Source organism: Rhodococcus sp. BUPNP1, from assembly GCF_002215235.1.
GTDB lineage: Bacteria > Actinomycetota > Actinomycetes > Mycobacteriales > Mycobacteriaceae > Rhodococcus.
Genome location: NZ_NERM01000008.1, coordinates 63233 through 80324, shown reverse-complemented (window position 1 = coordinate 80324; position 17092 = coordinate 63233). Strand labels below are relative to the sequence as shown.

15 protein-coding genes are annotated in these 17092 nt (G+C 67.0%); 12 read left to right on the top strand and 3 right to left on the bottom strand.

What is annotated here, in order from left to right:
• Positions 1–45 precede the first annotated feature (45 nt).
• The 3 genes from B9C99_RS10520 to B9C99_RS10510 all read left to right on the top strand — a co-directional run bounded on the left by B9C99_RS10520 (position 46) and on the right by B9C99_RS10510 (position 2579).
• Positions 46–411 carry a DUF485 domain-containing protein gene (locus tag B9C99_RS10520; RefSeq protein ID WP_019289889.1) on the top strand — a complete coding sequence of 122 codons (366 nt, stop codon included), beginning with the start codon at positions 46–48 and terminating at the stop codon, positions 409–411.
• Positions 408–2042, top strand: a complete 1635-nt coding sequence (locus tag B9C99_RS10515) for a cation acetate symporter (protein WP_088897783.1) — start codon at positions 408–410, stop codon at positions 2040–2042. Before B9C99_RS10520 ends, B9C99_RS10515 begins: the two co-directional genes overlap by 4 nt.
• Positions 2043–2141: 99 nt before the next feature.
• On the top strand, positions 2142–2579 hold the full coding sequence (locus B9C99_RS10510) for an SRPBCC family protein (RefSeq protein WP_016695006.1): 438 nt from the start codon (positions 2142–2144) through the stop codon (positions 2577–2579).
• 31 nt (positions 2580–2610) lie between these two features.
• Here the strand turns inward: B9C99_RS10510 and B9C99_RS10505 are convergent, their stop codons facing one another.
• Positions 2611–4008: an MFS transporter gene (locus B9C99_RS10505; RefSeq protein WP_088897782.1), complete on the bottom strand. Its 1398-nt coding sequence runs from the start codon at positions 4006–4008 to the stop codon at positions 2611–2613.
• A 183-nt stretch (positions 4009–4191) separates the two neighbouring features.
• Positions 4192–5202 (bottom strand): AraC family transcriptional regulator, encoded by a 1011-nt coding sequence (locus B9C99_RS10500; protein WP_253250033.1) that lies wholly within the window; start codon positions 5200–5202, stop codon positions 4192–4194.
• Positions 5203–5369: 167 nt separating this feature from the next.
• On the opposite strand from B9C99_RS10500, the gene B9C99_RS10495 reads away from it, so the two are divergent.
• The 8 genes from B9C99_RS10495 to B9C99_RS10460 all read left to right on the top strand — a co-directional run bounded on the left by B9C99_RS10495 (position 5370) and on the right by B9C99_RS10460 (position 14126).
• Positions 5370–6344 carry a quinone oxidoreductase gene (locus B9C99_RS10495; RefSeq protein ID WP_016695760.1) on the top strand — a complete coding sequence of 325 codons (975 nt, stop codon included), beginning with the start codon at positions 5370–5372 and terminating at the stop codon, positions 6342–6344.
• A 94-nt stretch (positions 6345–6438) separates the two neighbouring features.
• The gene (locus B9C99_RS10490) at positions 6439–7287 is read left to right on the top strand and encodes a TauD/TfdA family dioxygenase (protein WP_051033101.1); all 849 of its coding nucleotides are present in this window, start codon (positions 6439–6441) and stop codon (positions 7285–7287) included.
• A gap of 54 nt (positions 7288–7341) precedes the next feature.
• Complete coding sequence (locus tag B9C99_RS10485) at positions 7342–8394, top strand: 3-keto-5-aminohexanoate cleavage protein (protein WP_016695758.1); 1053 nt, start codon at positions 7342–7344, stop codon at positions 8392–8394.
• Positions 8395–8452: 58 nt separating this feature from the next.
• Positions 8453–9061 carry an alpha/beta hydrolase gene (locus tag B9C99_RS10480; RefSeq protein WP_016695757.1) on the top strand — a complete coding sequence of 203 codons (609 nt, stop codon included), beginning with the start codon at positions 8453–8455 and terminating at the stop codon, positions 9059–9061.
• A gap of 13 nt (positions 9062–9074) precedes the next feature.
• Positions 9075–10658: a long-chain fatty acid--CoA ligase gene (locus tag B9C99_RS10475; RefSeq protein WP_016695756.1), complete on the top strand. Its 1584-nt coding sequence runs from the start codon at positions 9075–9077 to the stop codon at positions 10656–10658.
• On the top strand, positions 10648–11718 hold the full coding sequence (locus B9C99_RS10470) for a putative sulfate exporter family transporter (RefSeq protein WP_088897781.1): 1071 nt from the start codon (positions 10648–10650) through the stop codon (positions 11716–11718). The genes B9C99_RS10475 and B9C99_RS10470 overlap by 11 nt, the downstream gene beginning before the upstream one ends.
• Before the next feature lie 194 nt (positions 11719–11912).
• Entirely contained in the window at positions 11913–13235 is a 1323-nt protein-coding gene (locus tag B9C99_RS10465; protein ID WP_088897780.1) for a diacylglycerol kinase family protein, read from the top strand.
• 60 nt (positions 13236–13295) lie between these two features.
• Positions 13296–14126: a class II glutamine amidotransferase gene (locus B9C99_RS10460; RefSeq protein ID WP_088897779.1), complete on the top strand. Its 831-nt coding sequence runs from the start codon at positions 13296–13298 to the stop codon at positions 14124–14126.
• A 32-nt stretch (positions 14127–14158) separates the two neighbouring features.
• Here the strand turns inward: B9C99_RS10460 and B9C99_RS10455 are convergent, their stop codons facing one another.
• Positions 14159–14965 (bottom strand): MBL fold metallo-hydrolase, encoded by an 807-nt coding sequence (locus tag B9C99_RS10455; protein ID WP_088897778.1) that lies wholly within the window; start codon positions 14963–14965, stop codon positions 14159–14161.
• Positions 14966–15000: 35 nt separating this feature from the next.
• Here B9C99_RS10455 and B9C99_RS10450 point away from each other — a divergent pair, with 35 nt between their 5' ends.
• Positions 15001–17058 carry a phage holin family protein gene (locus B9C99_RS10450; RefSeq protein ID WP_088897777.1) on the top strand — a complete coding sequence of 686 codons (2058 nt, stop codon included), beginning with the start codon at positions 15001–15003 and terminating at the stop codon, positions 17056–17058.
• Positions 17059–17092 lie beyond the last annotated feature (34 nt).

The window sequence follows — 17092 nt, the reverse complement described above, 5'->3', positions numbered from 1 at the left end:
GCGTTGTGATCATCCTCACCTCACACGACTATCAAGGAGTCGGCAGTGACCACAGCACCACTCAGCGAGAGTGGCGTACCCCAGCAGCGACGGATACCGACGCCGCAGGAGTTCGTCACGATGCAGGAGAGCCCGGAGTTCCAGGAACTGCGCAGCCGTCTGCGCCGTTTCGTGTTCCCGGTGACGGCGTTCTTCCTGGCCTGGTACGCCCTGTACGTCCTGCTGGCCACCTACGCGGACGAGTTCATGGCGACGAAGGTCATCGGCAACATCAATGTCGGGCTGATCCTGGGTCTGGGCCAGTTCGTCACGACCTTCGTGATCACCGCCGTCTACGTGAAGTTCGCCGGGCGTGAGCTGGATCCGCGTTCCGCCGCGATCCGCGAGGAACTGGAAGGACCGCAGCAGTGAGCGTTCTCGCGCAGAGTGGGGCCGACGTCGGCAACCCGATCCTCAACATCGCCATCTTCGTCGCGTTCGTCGTCATCACGATGGGCCTGGTCATCAAGGCCAGCCGCACGACGAAGAAGGCCTCCGACTTCTACACCGGCGGCGGCCAGTTCTCCGGCCCGCAGAACGGTTTCGCCATCGCCGGCGACTACCTGTCGGCCGCGTCGTTCCTCGGTATCGCCGGTGCGATCGCCGTCTACGGATACGACGGCTTCCTGTACTCGATCGGCTTCCTCGTCGCATGGCTCGTCGCCCTGCTGCTCGTCGCCGAACTGCTCCGCAACACCGGCCGGTTCACGATGGCCGACGTGCTGAGCTTCCGGCTCAAGGAACGCCCCGTCCGCATGGCGGCGGCGCTCTCGACCCTCGCGGTGTCGCTGTTCTACCTGCTCGCACAGATGGCCGGTGCCGGCGGACTCGTCGCGCTGCTGCTCGACATCGAGGGCAAGGTCGGCCAGGCCATCGTCGTCGCGGTCGTCGGTGTGCTCATGATCGTGTACGTGCTGATCGGCGGCATGAAGGGCACGACCTACGTGCAGATGGTCAAGGCCGTGCTGCTCGTCGCCGGCGCGGGCCTGATGTTCGTGCTCGTCCTGTTCGCGGTGCGGGGCAACTTCTCGCAGCTGCTCGCCGACGCACAGGCGATGGTGTCGAGCTCGTCGAACGAGGCCGTCGCCCAGCGTGACGTGCTCGCCCCCGGCGCCAAGTACGGCATCAGCAACATGACGCAGATCGATTTCCTGTCGCTCGGCATCGCGCTGGTCCTCGGCACCGCCGGTCTGCCGCACGTGCTGATGCGCTTCTACACCGTGCCCACCGCCAAGGAAGCACGTCGCTCGGTCACCTGGGCCATCGCCCTCATCGGCGCCTTCTACCTGTTCACCCTGGTGCTCGGTTACGGTGCCGCGAAGATGGTCGGCCCCGACGCGATCCTCGGTGCTCCCGGCAAGGAGAACGCGGCGGCCCCGCTGCTGGCCTTCGAACTCGGCGGCACGGTCTTCCTCGCGATCATCTCGGCCGTCGCCTTCGCGACGATCCTCGCGGTCGTCGCCGGCCTGGCCATCACCGCCTCGGCGTCGTTCGCCCACGACATCTACGCCAGCGTCATCAAGCGTGGCAACGCCACCGAGGACGAGCAGGTGCGGGTCTCGCGGATCACGGTCGTCGTGATCGGTCTGGTGGCGATCGTCCTCGGCATCCTCGCCATGGGACAGAACATCGCCTTCCTGGTGGCCCTGGCCTTCGCGGTCGCCGCCTCGGCGAACCTGCCGACCCTGCTGTACTCGCTGTTCTGGCGGAAGTTCAACACGACCGGCGCCCTGTTCAGCATCTACGGCGGTCTGATCAGCTGCCTCGTGCTCATCGTGTTCTCCCCGGCGGTGTCCGGTGCACCCTCGGCGATGTTCCCGAACGTGGACTTCTCCTGGTTCCCGCTGTCGAACCCGGGCATCGTGTCCATCCCGCTCGCGTTCGCGCTCGGTGTCATCGGCACCTACGTCGGACGCCGCAGGCAGGAGGACCGGTACAAGCAGGCGGAGATGGAGGTCCGCTCGCTCACCGGTGTCGGTGTGGAGAAGGCCGTCTCCCACTGATCCTCTGCACCGCGGTGGCCCGCTCCCGATACGGGGGCGGGCCACCGCCGTGTCGGGGTGCGCCCCGCCGGCGGAACGGACCGTCTACTGTTGCGGACCATGGCGAAACTCGAAGTGTCCACCGACCTTCCGCTCGACCCGCACGCAGCGTGGGAGCACGCCTCCCGCCTCGAGTCGTTCGGGGAGTGGCTGAGCATCCACGACGGGTGGCGCAGCGACCTGCCGGACACCCTCGCCGAGGGCACCACCCTGCAGTCGGTGGTATCCGTCAAGGGCATGCGCAACCGCGTCACGTGGACCATCGTCGAACTGGACGCGCCGCACCACGTGGTGCTGAAGGGCACCGGCAAGGGTGGCACGAAGTTCTCGATGCGACTCGCCGTCGCGGCCCGCGGGGACGGTTCGACGCTGTCGATGAAGATCGACCTCGGCGGAGCGCCCCTGTTCGGCCCGATCGGCTCGGGGGTGGCGCGGGCCCTGCACGGCGACCTGCAGTCGTCGCTCGACACCTTCGCGCGCCGCTACGGCGGGAACTGACGCCCGGCGCAGCGCGACACGACGCTCGGTCTCATCGAGCAGGGACATGATCCGATGCGGCCGCGCTCCGACGGTGCAGTCGTTCCACGCCGCTTGCGTACCAACGCTTACCGAAGACCAGCGCCACGATCGCGAGTGCGTACACCAGCGGGGTCAGTTGCAGCGCGGCGAGCAGACCCAGACGGTCGGCGAGGATCCCGACGACGAACGGCCCGGTCGCCAGCCCGAGGACGTTGTTGGCGACGGTGAGAGTGCCGAGCGCGGAGGCCCGCACCGACTCGTGGGTCAGTCGTGCCACCATGGCCGCGGTGGGACCGGAGGACCCGGCGGCGAAGAAGGCTCCGATTCCGATGAGGCCCAATTGCGCCGGACCCGGCGCCAGCTGGAATCCGATGGCGAGCGACACGAGGGAGACGGCGCAGTATGCGATGGCGCTGGTCCACTTCGCCGACGGGTTCGTGCGGCTCACCCGATCGGTGATCATCCCGCACACCACCATGCCGGTGCCGATCAGCAGGACGAAGATCGATGCGACCATCCCGGCCTTGTCCGGGGCCAGACCGTACTGACGATTGAAGAAGCTGGGCGTCCATGCCAGCAGCACCGCGGCGGTGAACATCTGCAGACCGCCACCGAGATAGGCGCACCACACGGCAGGGCTGGTGAACAGTGTGGAGATCGGTACCCGGATCGGGGGTGACGAATCCGGACGAGGAGACGGTTCGGTCGGCGTCGTGTCCTGACCGACCTTGTGCGCCGCCAACCTGCCTTCGGTGACCAGGGCGCGGAACAGAGCGACGAGGATCAGGCCGAGCACCGCCATGGCCGCGAACGACCACCGCCAGCTCAGGTGCACCGCGATGACGCCCCCGAGTGCGACGCCGATGACCGAACCGAACGAGCCGCCGGCCATGAAGGCGCCGCTGAGTGCGGAATGGACCCGCGGGACGAAGACGCTCAGGATCACGGCGATTCCGACGCTGCCGTAGGCGGCCTCGCCGACCCCGACCAGGAAGCGGGCAATGAGCAACTGTTCGTAATTGGCTGCCACAGCGCAGAACAGCGTCGCGATACTCCAGATCACCGCCATCAGGGTGAGGCTCCGTACCCGGCCCCACCGATCGGCGAGGAGCGACAACGGGAAGGTCAACAGGCCCACCATCAGGGCGACGATGCTCGTCAGCGATGCGAGTTGTGAATCCGACAGTGCCCAGTCCGCTTTCAGGAACGGGAAGACCGCGCTGAGCACCTGGCGCGACATGTAATCCGAGAGCAGCAGTGCGAACGTCAGCGCGAAGACCAACCAGGGGTATGCGACCCGTCGGCGTCGATTCTTCTCGGGTGCCGGTCCGCCGGAATCGGTTGGCTCGTCCGGTGATTCGAGGGTGAGTTCGGCAGGGGTGCCGATCGGGGTGGGGAGAATTCCCATAGGAGCTCCTCGATAGAAAAGGGGTGGGTCGGAACCCGAGCGGTTCCACGACTCTCACGCGGAGGAGGGGGGACGGCGGGGCGTGCACGCCGATCCGTGATTGCCGTGGTGCACATCACAGTAGTCGGGGTGCGCCGCGCTCACTTATCCCGAGGGGACACGGGTCTGTCCTTTTCGGGACACTCAGGCTTCGGACCGCTTGCGCCATTCTCGGGGAGTCATGCCGAAACGGCGTGTGAACCAGCGCGAGAAGCCGCTCGGAGCCGAGAACGACAACATTTCCGAGATCTCGGCGAAGGTGTGACGCCCACTCGTCACCAGTCGTTGGGCGAGTTCGGCCCGGGTGTCGTCGACGACCCCGGTGAAGGTCTGTCCCGACCTCGCCAGGTGCCGGTGGACGGTGCGGCGATCCACTCCGAGGCTCGCTGCCACCTGGTCGACCGAACAGCGCCCGGTCGGTAACAGTAGTTCGACGAGTTCCCGGACCCGCCGCTCGAGCGCGGGGGTCTCGGATGCCGAGAGGTCATCGAGGACCTGCTGCGAATAACTTCGGAGGACGGGATCGGAGAGGCGATTGGGTAGGTCCAGATCGCCGGTGTACACGACGATTCCGGAATAGTTGCCGTCGAAGACGAGGGGCGCGTCGAAGACCCGACGGTGTGTGCTGTCGTCGTCGGGCCGACCGTGTTCGAAACACACCGACACCGGCCGCCAGCGGTCGCCGAGCAGATACTGCAGAAGTTGGTGGATGACGGCGACCGCGAGTTCCGTGGCCTGACGCACGGGCATGGGTTCGCCCGGTTCGACGCGGAGGACGATCGTCGACAGCCCGTCACGTTCGGTGATGTCGATGAACAGCGCCTCGTTGTACGTGTGCTGGAAGCGGATCAGCATGCGCAGGGCGCTGCGGGCGTTCGGTTCGTCGCGGATGGCCACGCTCAAGGGGCCGAGGGTCGACAGGCGTCGCCGTTCGGCGAGTCTCAGTGCGAAATCCTGGCGGGCGGTGACGACGGCGGACAGTTCCAGCAAACGGACGATCGACGCCGCCGGCACCCACCGGTCCTGCAGGTCGAGTCCGGACGGGTCCAGCCCGACGCTGCGCAGCAGCTCGATCGGGTCTACCGAGAGCGAGCGGGCCAGTTCGACGAATCCCGTCAGTGTGGCGTAGCGCGCCAACGGCTTCGGCAGCGTCATCGCGCGTCTCCTCGATGTCCCGTCGACCGATGAAGGGGTTGTCCCCGAATGACAACGAATATGTCCCGCAGGGATAAGTATTCCGGATGTCCGCTCGTTAGTGTCGTGTTATCGGCGTCACACCCCCTCTGCGGTAGCAGAACGCCCGACATCCAAGGAGAACACAGATGGCACACGCGATCCGCTTCCACGAGACGGGCGGCCCCGACGTCCTCGAATGGGAAACCGTCGAGGTCGGCGATCCCGGCCCCGGCGAAGTGCGGATCCGGCACGAAGCCGTCGGCCTGAACTTCGCGGACACCTACTTCCGTACCGGGCTGTATCCGGCGCCGTTGCCGGCGGGAATGGGCGTCGAGGCCGCCGGCGTGATCGAGGCGGTCGGCCCCGGCGTCACCGACTTCCGCGAGGGTGACCGTGTCACCTACACGGGAAGCCCGCTCGGTGCATACAGCACCGAACGGGTGATGGACGCAGCACACCTCATCGCACTGCCCGACGCGATTCCCTTCGACACCGCGGCCGCGATGACCATGCGTGGCCTGACCGCGGCGTACCTCCTGCGCCGCATCCACCCCCTCGGAGCCGGCGACACGGTCCTGTTGCACGCCGCGGCCGGGGGCGTCGGCCTGATCTTCTGCCAGTGGGCGAAACGGTTGGGAATCAACGTCATCGGCACCACATCCAGCGACGAGAAGGCAGAAGTCGCTCGGTCCTACGGTTGTGCCGAGGTCATCGTCCACACCCGGGAGGACATCGCGGAACGGGTGCGCGAGCTGACCGACGGAGCCGGTGTGCCGGTCGTGTTCGACAGCGTCGGCGCCTCGACCCATCGTTCCTCGCTCGATTCCCTCGCCCGCCGAGGCCTGCTCGTCGCGTTCGGAACGGCCTCCGGCCCGATCCCACCGATCAGCGCCATGGACCTCGCGGTCAAGGGCTCACTGTTCGTCACCCGTCCCGCGCTCGCGGACTACATCGCCGATCCGGTCGAGCGAGCCGAACTGGCGAACGAGCTGTTCGCACAGGTCGCCGCCGGAGACATCGAGATCGAGATCAACCAGCGATACGCACTCGCCGATGCCGAAGGAGCGCACCGCGACCTCGAAGCCGGCATCAGCGTCGGCTCGTCGGTGTTCTCGCTCTGACCTTCGACCCGATCCACCCCGTCACGCCCAGGAGACCGTCATGACCACCACCGACCCCGCTCATGTCCGGGACGAGGCACATCGCCGATTCCCGATGGACGCACGACCGCTGACCGGCAGCATCGGCGCAGAACTGCACGGCGTAGACCTCGCCGAGGTGGCCCGCGACGACGAACGGTTCGCAGAACTGAAGGCGCTGCTGCTCGAACACAAGGTGTTGTTCTTCCGGAACCAGGAGATGAGCAGGGCCGAGCACGTCGCCCTCGCCGAGCGTTTCGGCTCGCTCGAGGACCATCCGGTACTCGGCAGCGATCCGGAACATCCCGGTCTGGTCCGCATCTACAAGGACCTCGACAGCCCACCCGAGGCGTTCGAGAACTCCTACCACTGCGACGCCACCTGGCGGGAGAACCCGCCCATGGGATCGGTGCTCCGATGCGTCGAAGGTCCGGCCGTCGGTGGCGACACGATCTGGGTGAACATGGCACTCGCCTACGAGCAGTTGCCCGGCCACGTGAAGGAACAGATCGCCGGGTTGCGTGCACGCCACAGCATCGAGGCGTCCTTCGGTGCGCGACTGCCGATCGACGAACGCCTCGCGCTGAAGGACCGGTTCCCGGACGCGGAGCATCCCGTCGTCCGCACCCATCCCGAAACGGGCGAGAAGGTCCTCTTCGTCAACAGTTTCACCACGCACTTCACGAACTTCCATACGGCGGACAACGTTCGCTGCGGTATCGACTATGCACCCGGGGCGGGCGAACTGCTCCGGTACCTGCAGAGCCGGGCGACGATCCCCGAGTACCAGGTTCGCTGGCGATGGACGCCGAACAGCGTGGCGATCTGGGACAACCGGTCCACCCAGCACTACGCGGTCCAGGACTACTGGCCCGCCGTCCGGAGGATGGAGCGCGCCGGAATCGCCGGCGACCGTCCCTTCTGACCTTCGAGAACGTCCTTCCTCACCACTTCACGACCCGATCCACAGGAGACCCCCATGCACTTCCACGACGACGCCTTGTTCCCCGAATGCCAGGAGAAGCTGGTCATCACCGCGGCCCCGTACGGACCCGAATGGGAACCGGAGGACTTCCCGGAGGACCTGCCGCTGACCATGGACGAGCACGTCCAGCAGGCGGTGGACTGCTACGAGGCCGGCGCCACCGTGCTGCACATCCACGTTCGCGAGCTCGACGGCAAGGGCAGCAAGCGGCTGTCGAAGTTCAACGAACTGCTCTCCCGCCTGCGCGAAGCGGTGCCGGACATGATCCTGCAGGTCGGCGGATCGATCTCTTTTGCGCCGGAAGGTGAAGGCGCCGAAGCGAAGTGGCTCTCGGACGATGTTCGGCACATGCTCGCCGAACTGGATCCCAAGCCGGACCAGGTGACCATCGCCATCAACACCAGCCAGATGAACATCATGGAGCTCATGACCGCGGACGACATCGCCGGCACCTCCATGGAGCGTCCGGAACTCGCGGTGACGTACCGGGAGATGACCGTGCCCGCCGGGCCGGAATGGGTCGAGGAGCACCTGCGGCGCCTGCAGGCCGCCGGCATCCAGCCGCACTTCCAGCTGTCGTCCGTTCCGCAGCTCGAGACCGTCGAACGCCTGATCCGACGCGGCATCTACACCGGTCCACTGAACCTGACCTGGGTGGGGATCGGCGGCGGTTTCGACGGACCGAACCCGTACAACATCATGAACTTCGTCCAGCGTGTGCCGGACGGCGCGTGCCTGACGCTCGAAACCCTCATGCGTTCGGTGCTGCCGGTCAACACGATGGCCATCGCCATGGGGCTGCACACCCGCTGCGGCAACGAGGACACCCTCTGGGGACGCAAGGGCGAGAAGATGACCTCGGTCGAGCAGATCCGGCAACTGGTCCGTCTCGCAGACGAACTCGGCCGTGAAGTCGCCACCGGCAAGGAAGCCCGTGAGATCTACCGGATCGGCGAGACCTACCGCGACGCCGACGAAACGCTCGCCAAACTCGGCTACGCCCCCAACCGCCGCCCGGGACAGGTCGGCTTCACCCACCACGGCTGACACCCCTCGGCTCCCGACCGATGGGAAATGCTCTGCACCAAGGAAAGTTTCGGAGAAGATGAACGACACCGAACCGACCGTGATCATCGTGCCCGGCCTGCGCGACCACGTCGCCGACCACTGGCAGACACTGCTCGCCGATCGGCTCGACCGGGTCCGCACCGTACCCCCGCTCGACCACGACCGGCTGAGCCTGGACGCACGGATCGCCGCGCTCGACGCGGTCGTCGGCGACGTCGACGGTCCGATCGTGCTGGTCGCGCACAGTGCCGGCGTCCTGATCGCCGTGCACTGGGCCCACACATCGACGAGACCGGTTCTCGGTGCGCTGCTCGCAACACCGGCCGATATCGAGAATCCGCTCCCCGAAGGGTATCCGACCACGGCCGACCTCGATCGAGGCGGTTGGCTCCCGATACCGCGTCGCCGCCTTCCCTTCCCGAGCATCCTCACGGCGAGCAGCAACGATCCACTCGCGGACCGGCGCCGGGTCGCAGGATTGGCGGAGGCGTGGGGCAGTCGATTCGTCGACCTCGGTGAGGTCGGGCATCTGAATCCCGCGTCCGGCTTCGGCGACTGGCCCGCCGCCGATCTGTTCCTGCAGGAACTGCTCCAGCGGTCCGGAGCGACAACGCGCGAGACCGCCCCCGTCCCGTCCGAATCCTGAAAGCGAACCAACGATGCTCAACCTGTCCGTTCTCCTGGAGGATTCCGCCCGACGGTATCCCGACCGGGATGCCTTGGTGCTGGGGAAGACCCGGATCGGCTACGGCGAACTCGACGCCCGTGCGAACGGGGTTGCCGCCCTGCTGATCGCGCGTGGAATCGCGCCGGGCGACACCGTGGCGATGTCGATCCCCAACGTGCCGGAGTTCGCGATCGTCTACTACGGCATCCTCAAGGCCGGTGCCGTCGTGGTGCCCCTGAACATCATGCTCAAGGAACGGGAGATCGCCTACCATCTGCAGGATTCCGGCGCCCGGGCGTACTTCTGCTTCGAGGGTGGGCCGGACCTGCCGATCGGTGAATACGGCCGCGCCGGTTTCGCCGCTGCACCGCAGTGCCGCGACCTGTTCGTCGTCGGCGGGCCCGAAGGTGCACACTGCCTCGAGATCGCGCTGGGGAAGGTATCGGAGGACTTCTCCTCGGTGGTACGGGAGCCGCAGGACACGGCGGTGATCCTCTACACCAGTGGCACCACCGGAAATCCCAAGGGAGCCTGCCTTTCCCACTCCAACATGGTGACCAACGCACTCACCGCGAACCGCCTGTTCGACAGCACTCCGATGTGCCCCGACACGTACCTGGTGACCCTGCCGCTCTTCCACTCCTTCGGCCAGACCGTGACCATGAACGCGGGACTGTCGGTAGGGGCCACGCTGGTCCTCCTGCCACGTTTCGATGCCCGCACCGCACTGACACTGATGATCGAGGAGGACGTCACCGTCTTCGCCGGGGTCCCGACGATGTACTGGGCTCTGCTCGATGCGGTGGACGAGACGGTCGACGTGCAACGGATCGCCGCCACGATGCGCCGGGCGATCTCAGGTGGCGCCGCCCTGCCCGTCGAGATCCTCACCCGGTTCGCCGAGCGCTTCGGTGTCCGGATCCTCGAGGGCTACGGGCTGTCCGAGACGTCTCCGCTCGCGTTGTTCAGCGATCCGGAACGCGACCCACGTCCCGGATCGATCGGAGTCCCGGTGTGGGGAGTCGAGGCCCGCCTCGTCGACGCCGACTGGAACACCGTCACAGCGACCGACACGATCGGGGAACTCGCCCTGCGCGGACACAACGTCATGTCCGGATATCTCGGCCGGCCGGATGCCACCGCCGAAGTGATGCGGGACGGCTGGCTGCGTACCGGCGACCTCGCTCGCAGGGACGCGGACGGTTTCTACTACATCGTCGATCGCGCGAAGGATCTGATCGTGCGCGGAGGCTTCAACGTCTACCCCCGAGAGATCGAGGAAGTGCTGATCACCCACGAAGCGGTGTCACTCGCGGCGGTCGTCGGCGTTCCCCACGAGGTGTACGGCGAGGAGGTCGGCGCCTTCGTCGTCCTCGAGGCAGGGGATCAGACCGCGGAAGAGGAATTGATCTCCTGGTGCCGCGACCGGATGGCGGGATACAAGTATCCGCGCTCGATCGAGATCGTCACGACGCTTCCGACGACCGCGACGGGCAAGATCCTCAAACGCGAACTCGTCGCCACGGTACGGACGAGCACGGTATCGACGAGTCAGGGTTCGTCGGATGTCGGGTGAGGTCGAGTTGACGTCGGCGCCGCAGGACGTCGTCCGCCCGGAAACGACGTCGGTGGGTCCGCGTTCCCGCACGGCCGCCCTCGCCGCAGGTATCGCGGTGTGCGCGGCCGGCGCTGCGATCGCGATCGTGTTCGGCCCGCTGTTCCCTGCCGTGAACCCGATGCTGATCGCGATCGTGTTCGGAGCACTGGTGGCCAATCTGATTCCCGTCCCGGCGTGGATCGGCCCAGGTGTGGATTTCTCGACCAAACGGCTGCTGCGCCTCGGCATCGCCGTGCTCGGCCTCCAACTGGTCTTCCACGACATCCTCGCCCTCGGGTGGGGTGTCATCGCGCTCGTCGTGGTCATCGTCGCGGCCGGGATCACCGGGACGATGTACCTGGGGCGGGTCCTCGGACTTTCGTGGACTCAGCGGGTCCTCATCTCGTGCGGATTCTCGATCTGCGGCGCCGCGGCGGTGGCTGCCGCAGACGGAGTCGTCGACGCGAAGCGTAAGGAGGTGATCACCTCGATCGCGTTGGTCGTCGTCTTCGGCACACTGATGATCCCGGGGATTCCGCTGCTGGTGGGAGTTCTGGGGATGGACGACCGGCAGTCCGGCATCCTCGCCGGTGGATCGATCCACGAGGTCGCGCAGGTGGTCGCCGCCGGAGGCATGATCGGCGGCGGAGCTCTCGCGGTCGCCACCGTGGTCAAGCTTGCCCGTGTCCTGATGCTGGCCCCGGTGATGGCATATCTGGGCGTGGTCCGCCGACGGCGCAGTCGCGAGACGGGCGTCCACGAGGACACGGTCGGCCGGCAGCCGCCTCTGGTGCCGGTGTTCGTGATCGGATTCCTGGCAGCGGTGGCGGTGCGGTCCTCCGGACTGCTTCCCGACGTCGTGCTCGAGCACGCCGCGCTCGTGCAATCGGCGCTGTTGACCACGGCCATGTTCGGGTTGGGTCTCGGGGTCAGGGTCGGACTGCTGCGCTCGATCGGGCTGCGACCGTTCGTGCTCGCTGCGGCCTCCACCCTGTGGGTGGTGCTGATCACCCTCGTCGGTGTCCTCGTACTGAGCTGAACCGGTCCGTGCCCGGCATTGCCGGCACGGCGAAACGTGCGGTGTCGCAGAAAATTCTGCAACGGCAAAACACTCCTCACCCGCACACGATCGTGCCAAGCTCGGAAGAAGTGGTCGGTCCTCGACCCGAGAAGTCCGTCCGGCCCGCGAGGTCGGCTGCCCGGGCGCGCAGGAACGATTGCGAGGTCGAGTCGATGGCCGAGGAACACGAATCGCATCGGGATCCGGTACCCGCCGATTCCCGCCGGTGGGCGTGGACCGCCGTGGTGGTGCTGATCGTTGCCATCGTGCTTCCGATCGCCGAAGCCGGTCTGCGCGGTGTCGTCGCGCTGTTGCTGGTCGCTGCGGCCGGTGCAGCCCTGGCCGTTGCCGCGGCTTACTGGTTCCTCACCCACCGGGGCGTGATCCGCGGGGCGGCTCTGGCCGTGACCGTCCTCGCGCCGGTGGTCGTGATCGTCGTCTTCGCGGCGTCGGGTCACCTGTGGGTTGCGATCGTGTCGGTGCTGCTCGTCGCTGTGGCGGTCGCGTGCGGACGCCGTGCCCTGGGGGCCGATCGCGTGAGCCCGCAGCCTGAGTTCCCGGCCGTTCCCGTACAGCACCCGTTCTTCGTCATGAATCCACGCTCGGGCGGCGGCAAGGTCGTCCGTTTCGACCTGCAGCGCAAGGCCGAGGAACTCGGGGCCGAAGTGGTGCTGCTGAGCGGTCCGCAGCAACTCGACGTCACCGAGCTGGCGGAGGAAGCCGTCGAACGAGGGGCGGACCTGCTCGGCGTCGCGGGTGGCGACGGAACGCAGGCCCTGGTCGCGGCGGTCGCAGCGGAACACCGGCTTCCGTTCGTGGTGATCAGCGCCGGAACCCGGAATCATTTCGCCCTCGACCTCGGGCTCGACCGGGAGGATCCCGCGGCAGGTCTGGACGCCCTCCGGGACGGGGTCGAACTGCGCGTCGATCTCGGCCGGATCAACGGGCGGCCGTTCGTCAACAATGCGTCCTTCGGTGTCTACGCGGAGGTGGTGCGGAGTCCGCAGTATCGTGCCGACAAGACGGCGACGGTGCTGCAGATGCTGCCCGATCTGCTCGGGGAGCAGGGCCGGCCGGGCTTGCGGGCACACATCGACACGGAGACCGTCGACGGGCCTCAGGCGGTGTTGGTCAGCAACGGTCCGTACGCCTTCGACGACCTGGCAGGTATGGGCCGACGTCCCCGTCTGGACAACGGCCGGCTCGGCGTCGTCGCGATCTCGGTTGCGAACGCACGCCAGGCGGTCGGCCTGTTCCGCCGCACCCACGACCGAGGGCTGTTGCAGCGCACGGCGACAGAAGTGGTCGTCGATGCGGACGTACCGGAAATTCCGGTCGGAGTCGACGGCGAGTCGGTGATGCTGTCGACACCGGTACGATGCACGATCTCCACCGGAGCGCTACGAGTTCGTGTTCCCCGCAACCGTCCGGGAGTGCGGTTGCCGCCCCCGCACCTCGATTCCGCCCGGTTGCGGAAGATATTGTGGCCGAATTGAACTCTCCCGATCTCACATTCCGGCGCATCCCACGGCTTCAATGGAGGGATGTGCAGATGGATGGCGTATACCGGTGATCCCGTCCTGATGGACGACCTGCTCTTCCGGCCCGTGCACTCCCTGATCGATCAGAGCCTGCATTCCAAGATGGGCGCGACCACCACGAACGGGGACGGCTTCGGTATCGGCTGGTACGGCGAAGGCCCGAGGCCGGCATTGTTCAAGTGCATCGAACCCGCCTGGAACGAGAGCAACCTCCGCGAGCTCGCCACACAGATCCGCACGCCGTTGATGTTCGCGCATGTCCGCGCCTCGACGGGAACCCCGGTGCAGCGCACCAATTGCCATCCCTTCCGCTACGAGAACAGGCTGTGGATGCACAACGGCGCGGTGCACGGATTCCACCTCATGAAGCGGGATCTGGCGATGGCCGTCGATGCGAGTCTCTACGACGCGATCCGGGGGTCGACGGATTCGGAGATGCTGTTCTACCTCGCGCTCACCTTCGGCCTCGCCGACGACCCGTTCACCGGCGTGGCGAAGGCCGTCGGCTTCGTGGAGGACGTCGGAGCTCGCATGGGCATCGAGAACCCTATGCAGGGTACGCTCGCCACCACCGACGGCAGCTGTGTCTGGGTGTTCCGGTATTCGACGGAACGGAAGACACGTTCGTTGTTCTACTCGGCCGACATCAAGGCGATTCGGGCGCAGCATCCCGAAGTGGAAGTGCTGTACAAACTGGGGGACGACACCCGCTTCGTGGTGTCCGAACCCCTCCGGGATCTCGAAGGGGCCTGGCTGGAGGTTCCGGAGTCGAGCGCGGGTGTCGTTCAGGGGAGCGGCCAGGAGTTCCGGCCGTTCGCGCCGATCTCGCCCGTGCGCTCGATGTGATCGCGACGAATTCTTTGCTGTCGGAGTCCATGTCACCGCTCGTTCCGGCCGGGACCCGGTGTGTCGAGTGAATCGCCCGGAGTCAGCTCCACGGCAGTGATCCCGGCGTTGTGGGCCCGGCGGACGAACTCGGCGCCCGGACCGAAGAACAACCGGGGCCGAACGGCGTCGAATCCGATCGGCCACAGCGTGCCGTAGTGGATCGGTACGGCCAGACTCGCCTCCACCAGACGGGCGACGACCGCGGCCCGAGCGGGATCGAGATGACCGTCACCGAGCGTGGGTCCCCAACCTCCCACGGGGAGCAACGCCAGATCCACCGGGCCGACATGCCAGGCAAGACGGGGATAGAGATCCGTGTCGCCGGCGAAATAGGTGCGCCGGTCTCCCTCGACGACGTATCCGACCGCCGGGGCGAACTCCTGGCCGCGCCGCCAACGGCGACCGTCGTGTCGGGCGGGCACGGCACGCACGGTGACCGTGCCGATCCGTGTCGCCTCGCCGGGACGCAGCGGGACCAACCGGTCGTCGAACCGACGCAATGCCGGTAATCCGTCGACCGCTCCCCGTGGGATCACGATCGGAACGTCCGGATCGAGCCTTCCCAGCGACCGCAGGTGGGTGTGGTCCGCGTGCAGGTGCGAGAGCAGCACCGCATCCGGGTCGAGCACGCGCGGTCCGGCCGGGGTGGGGCCCCGGCGTCGGCGCAGGTGCGCGACGCGATCGGTGAGCACCGGATCGGTCAGGACGACCGTCCCGCGGTCCTCGATCAGCGTGGTGGCATGTCCGAGCCAGCGCAGACCGGATGCCGGGGCATTCCCCCGCGGTGGCGTGCTCATGACCTTACGATTCCAGACGTGGGAAGGGGCCCGCGATGCGTACGGTGGGCAGCTTGTTGCGAATACTCGTCGAGTTCCTCGTGTTGTGGGGATCGTCGGCGCTCGTGCTCGTCGTGCTCGACCGCGTCCTCGGCGGCATCACCCTGGATCGGTCCGGCTTCGCTCCGATACCGACGCTCCCGGCTGCACTGGTACTCGCGCTGGTGTTCGGTCTGCTGAACGCGGCCCTGTGGCCGGTGATGATGCGGTTGATGTCGTGGGTCGGCCCGGTGCTGTTGTTCGCCGGGGTGTTCCTGGCCGGTGGCGCGATCATGCTGCTGACGTTGTACCTGGTACCGGTCGCCACGGTGGACCGCCCGCTCGACGCGATCGTCCTCGCCGCACTGGTCTCGTTGGTCACCTCGGTCGTCTCGGGCGCGATCGCCTCCCGCTCCGATACCGCCTATCGGTTGATGCAGGTGCGACGGAACCGGTTCCGCCTGCGGCGCAACGCGACGCTCGTGGACGCGACTCCGGGGCTGTTGTGCATCCAGATCGACGGACTCGGATACGACGTCCTGCGGCGGGCGATCGCCGACGGTGTCACGCCCGGCCTGGCGAAACTGGTGCGTGAGACCCACCGGCTGGTGCCGTGGTACACGGATTGGAGCAGCCAGACCGGTGCGACACAGCTGGGTGTACTGCACGGGTCCAATCACAACGTGCCCGCATTCCGCTGGTACGACAAGACGACCGGGCGCATCTCCGTGTTCAGCAACCCCGCCGACAACGAACAACGCGAACTCGAACGAGCAGACCGGCCCGGGTTGCTCGCGCACGACGGTGCGAGCCGGGGCAACCTGTTCACCGGTGGCGCACAGGACAACGTGCTGGTCGTCAGTCGTATGCGTGGTGCCCGACTCGGTGGAGGCGCCGGCTACAGCGCTTACTTCGCCGACCCGGCGAGCGCACTGCGCACCTTCATCCGGATGATCGCGGAACTGCAACGGGAACTTCGTCAGTCACTGCGCCAGAAGCGGAAGGACATTCGGCCACGAGTACCGCGAGGCGGAATCTATCCGTTCGTCCGCGCCTTCGCGACCGTTCTCGCCACCGACGTCACCGCTGCCGCCGTGGTCGGTGATCTGATCAAGGGACGTACCGTCGTCTACCTCGATCTGATCGGCTACGACGAAGTCTCGCACCACTCGGGGATCTCTCGACCCGAAACGCTGGCCGTGCTCACGAAGGTCGACGACATCATCGAGATGCTCCTTGCCGTGGCGGAACAGTCCGACCGGTCCTATCGCGTCGTCGTGCTCTCGGATCACGGACAGAGTCAAGGTGCGACCTTCCTGCAGCGTTACGGGGAAAGCCTGGGGGAGTTGGTGGTCCGGCTGGCCACACGGTCCGGTTCGGTCGCGCCGGACGGTCACCGGCACCAGCACAGGGGAGAGGGATCCGCTCAACCCGGAGCGGAGGGTCGCGCCTATGCCGCAGCCAGCATGCACGCTGCCGTCGACGAGCAGCCGCGCCCGGCCGCCGGTGAGCCGATCGTTCTCGGCTCGGGCAATCTCGGCCTGATCTACTTCCCGCACCTGCCCGGTCGCGCCGACATCGACGCCATCGAGGCGGCGCATCCGGGACTGCTCGCCGGGCTCCGGGAGCATCCCGGGATCGGCTTCCTCCTCGTTGCCGCTCCGGGCGGATCCGTCGTGCTCGGACCCCACGGCCGGGTGGACGTGACGACCGGCGAGGTCACCGGCCGGAACCCCCTCGAAGTGATGGGACCCGACGCGCTGTCGAAGATCCGGCGCACCGACACCTTCGGCAACGTCGCCGACATCATGGTCGGTGGTGCCTACTGGCCGGAGACCGACGAGGTCGCGGCATTCGAGGAGCAGGTCGGCTCGCACGGCGGCATGGGTGGCCCGCAGGGCACCCCCTTCCTCCTCTACCCGGCCACGCTGCCCCCTCCACCCGAGCCCCTGAACGGTGCCGAGAACGTACACGAGGTGCTCGTAGGGTGGCGGGATCTCTCGTCGCGACCGTCGACGGCCGCGACCGGTCACGACGCGACGACCCGGTCGGGCGACCCGGCTCGGATGGAATGAAAGCCGTTCGTACAGGGTTATTTCCGTCGGTACG

What these genes read in the sequence shown, in the direction of transcription:
- B9C99_RS10500 (WP_253250033.1), bottom strand. Translation starts at nt 5,202, where the DNA reads ATGACGCTGCCGAAGCCGTTGGCGCGCTACGCCACACTGACGGGATTC.
- B9C99_RS10450 (WP_088897777.1), top strand. Translation starts at nt 15,001, where the DNA reads ATGCGTACGGTGGGCAGCTTGTTGCGAATACTCGTCGAGTTCCTCGTG.
- B9C99_RS10455 (WP_088897778.1), bottom strand. Translation starts at nt 14,965, where the DNA reads ATGAGCACGCCACCGCGGGGGAATGCCCCGGCATCCGGTCTGCGCTGG.
- B9C99_RS10480 (WP_016695757.1), top strand. Translation starts at nt 8,453, where the DNA reads ATGAACGACACCGAACCGACCGTGATCATCGTGCCCGGCCTGCGCGAC.
- B9C99_RS10490 (WP_051033101.1), top strand. Translation starts at nt 6,439, where the DNA reads ATGGACGCACGACCGCTGACCGGCAGCATCGGCGCAGAACTGCACGGC.
- B9C99_RS10460 (WP_088897779.1), top strand. Translation starts at nt 13,296, where the DNA reads ATGGCGTATACCGGTGATCCCGTCCTGATGGACGACCTGCTCTTCCGG.
- B9C99_RS10495 (WP_016695760.1), top strand. Translation starts at nt 5,370, where the DNA reads ATGGCACACGCGATCCGCTTCCACGAGACGGGCGGCCCCGACGTCCTC.
- B9C99_RS10465 (WP_088897780.1), top strand. Translation starts at nt 11,913, where the DNA reads ATGGCCGAGGAACACGAATCGCATCGGGATCCGGTACCCGCCGATTCC.
- B9C99_RS10510 (WP_016695006.1), top strand. Translation starts at nt 2,142, where the DNA reads ATGGCGAAACTCGAAGTGTCCACCGACCTTCCGCTCGACCCGCACGCA.
- B9C99_RS10505 (WP_088897782.1), bottom strand. Translation starts at nt 4,008, where the DNA reads ATGGGAATTCTCCCCACCCCGATCGGCACCCCTGCCGAACTCACCCTC.
- B9C99_RS10470 (WP_088897781.1), top strand. Translation starts at nt 10,648, where the DNA reads ATGTCGGGTGAGGTCGAGTTGACGTCGGCGCCGCAGGACGTCGTCCGC.
- B9C99_RS10485 (WP_016695758.1), top strand. Translation starts at nt 7,342, where the DNA reads ATGCACTTCCACGACGACGCCTTGTTCCCCGAATGCCAGGAGAAGCTG.
- B9C99_RS10475 (WP_016695756.1), top strand. Translation starts at nt 9,075, where the DNA reads ATGCTCAACCTGTCCGTTCTCCTGGAGGATTCCGCCCGACGGTATCCC.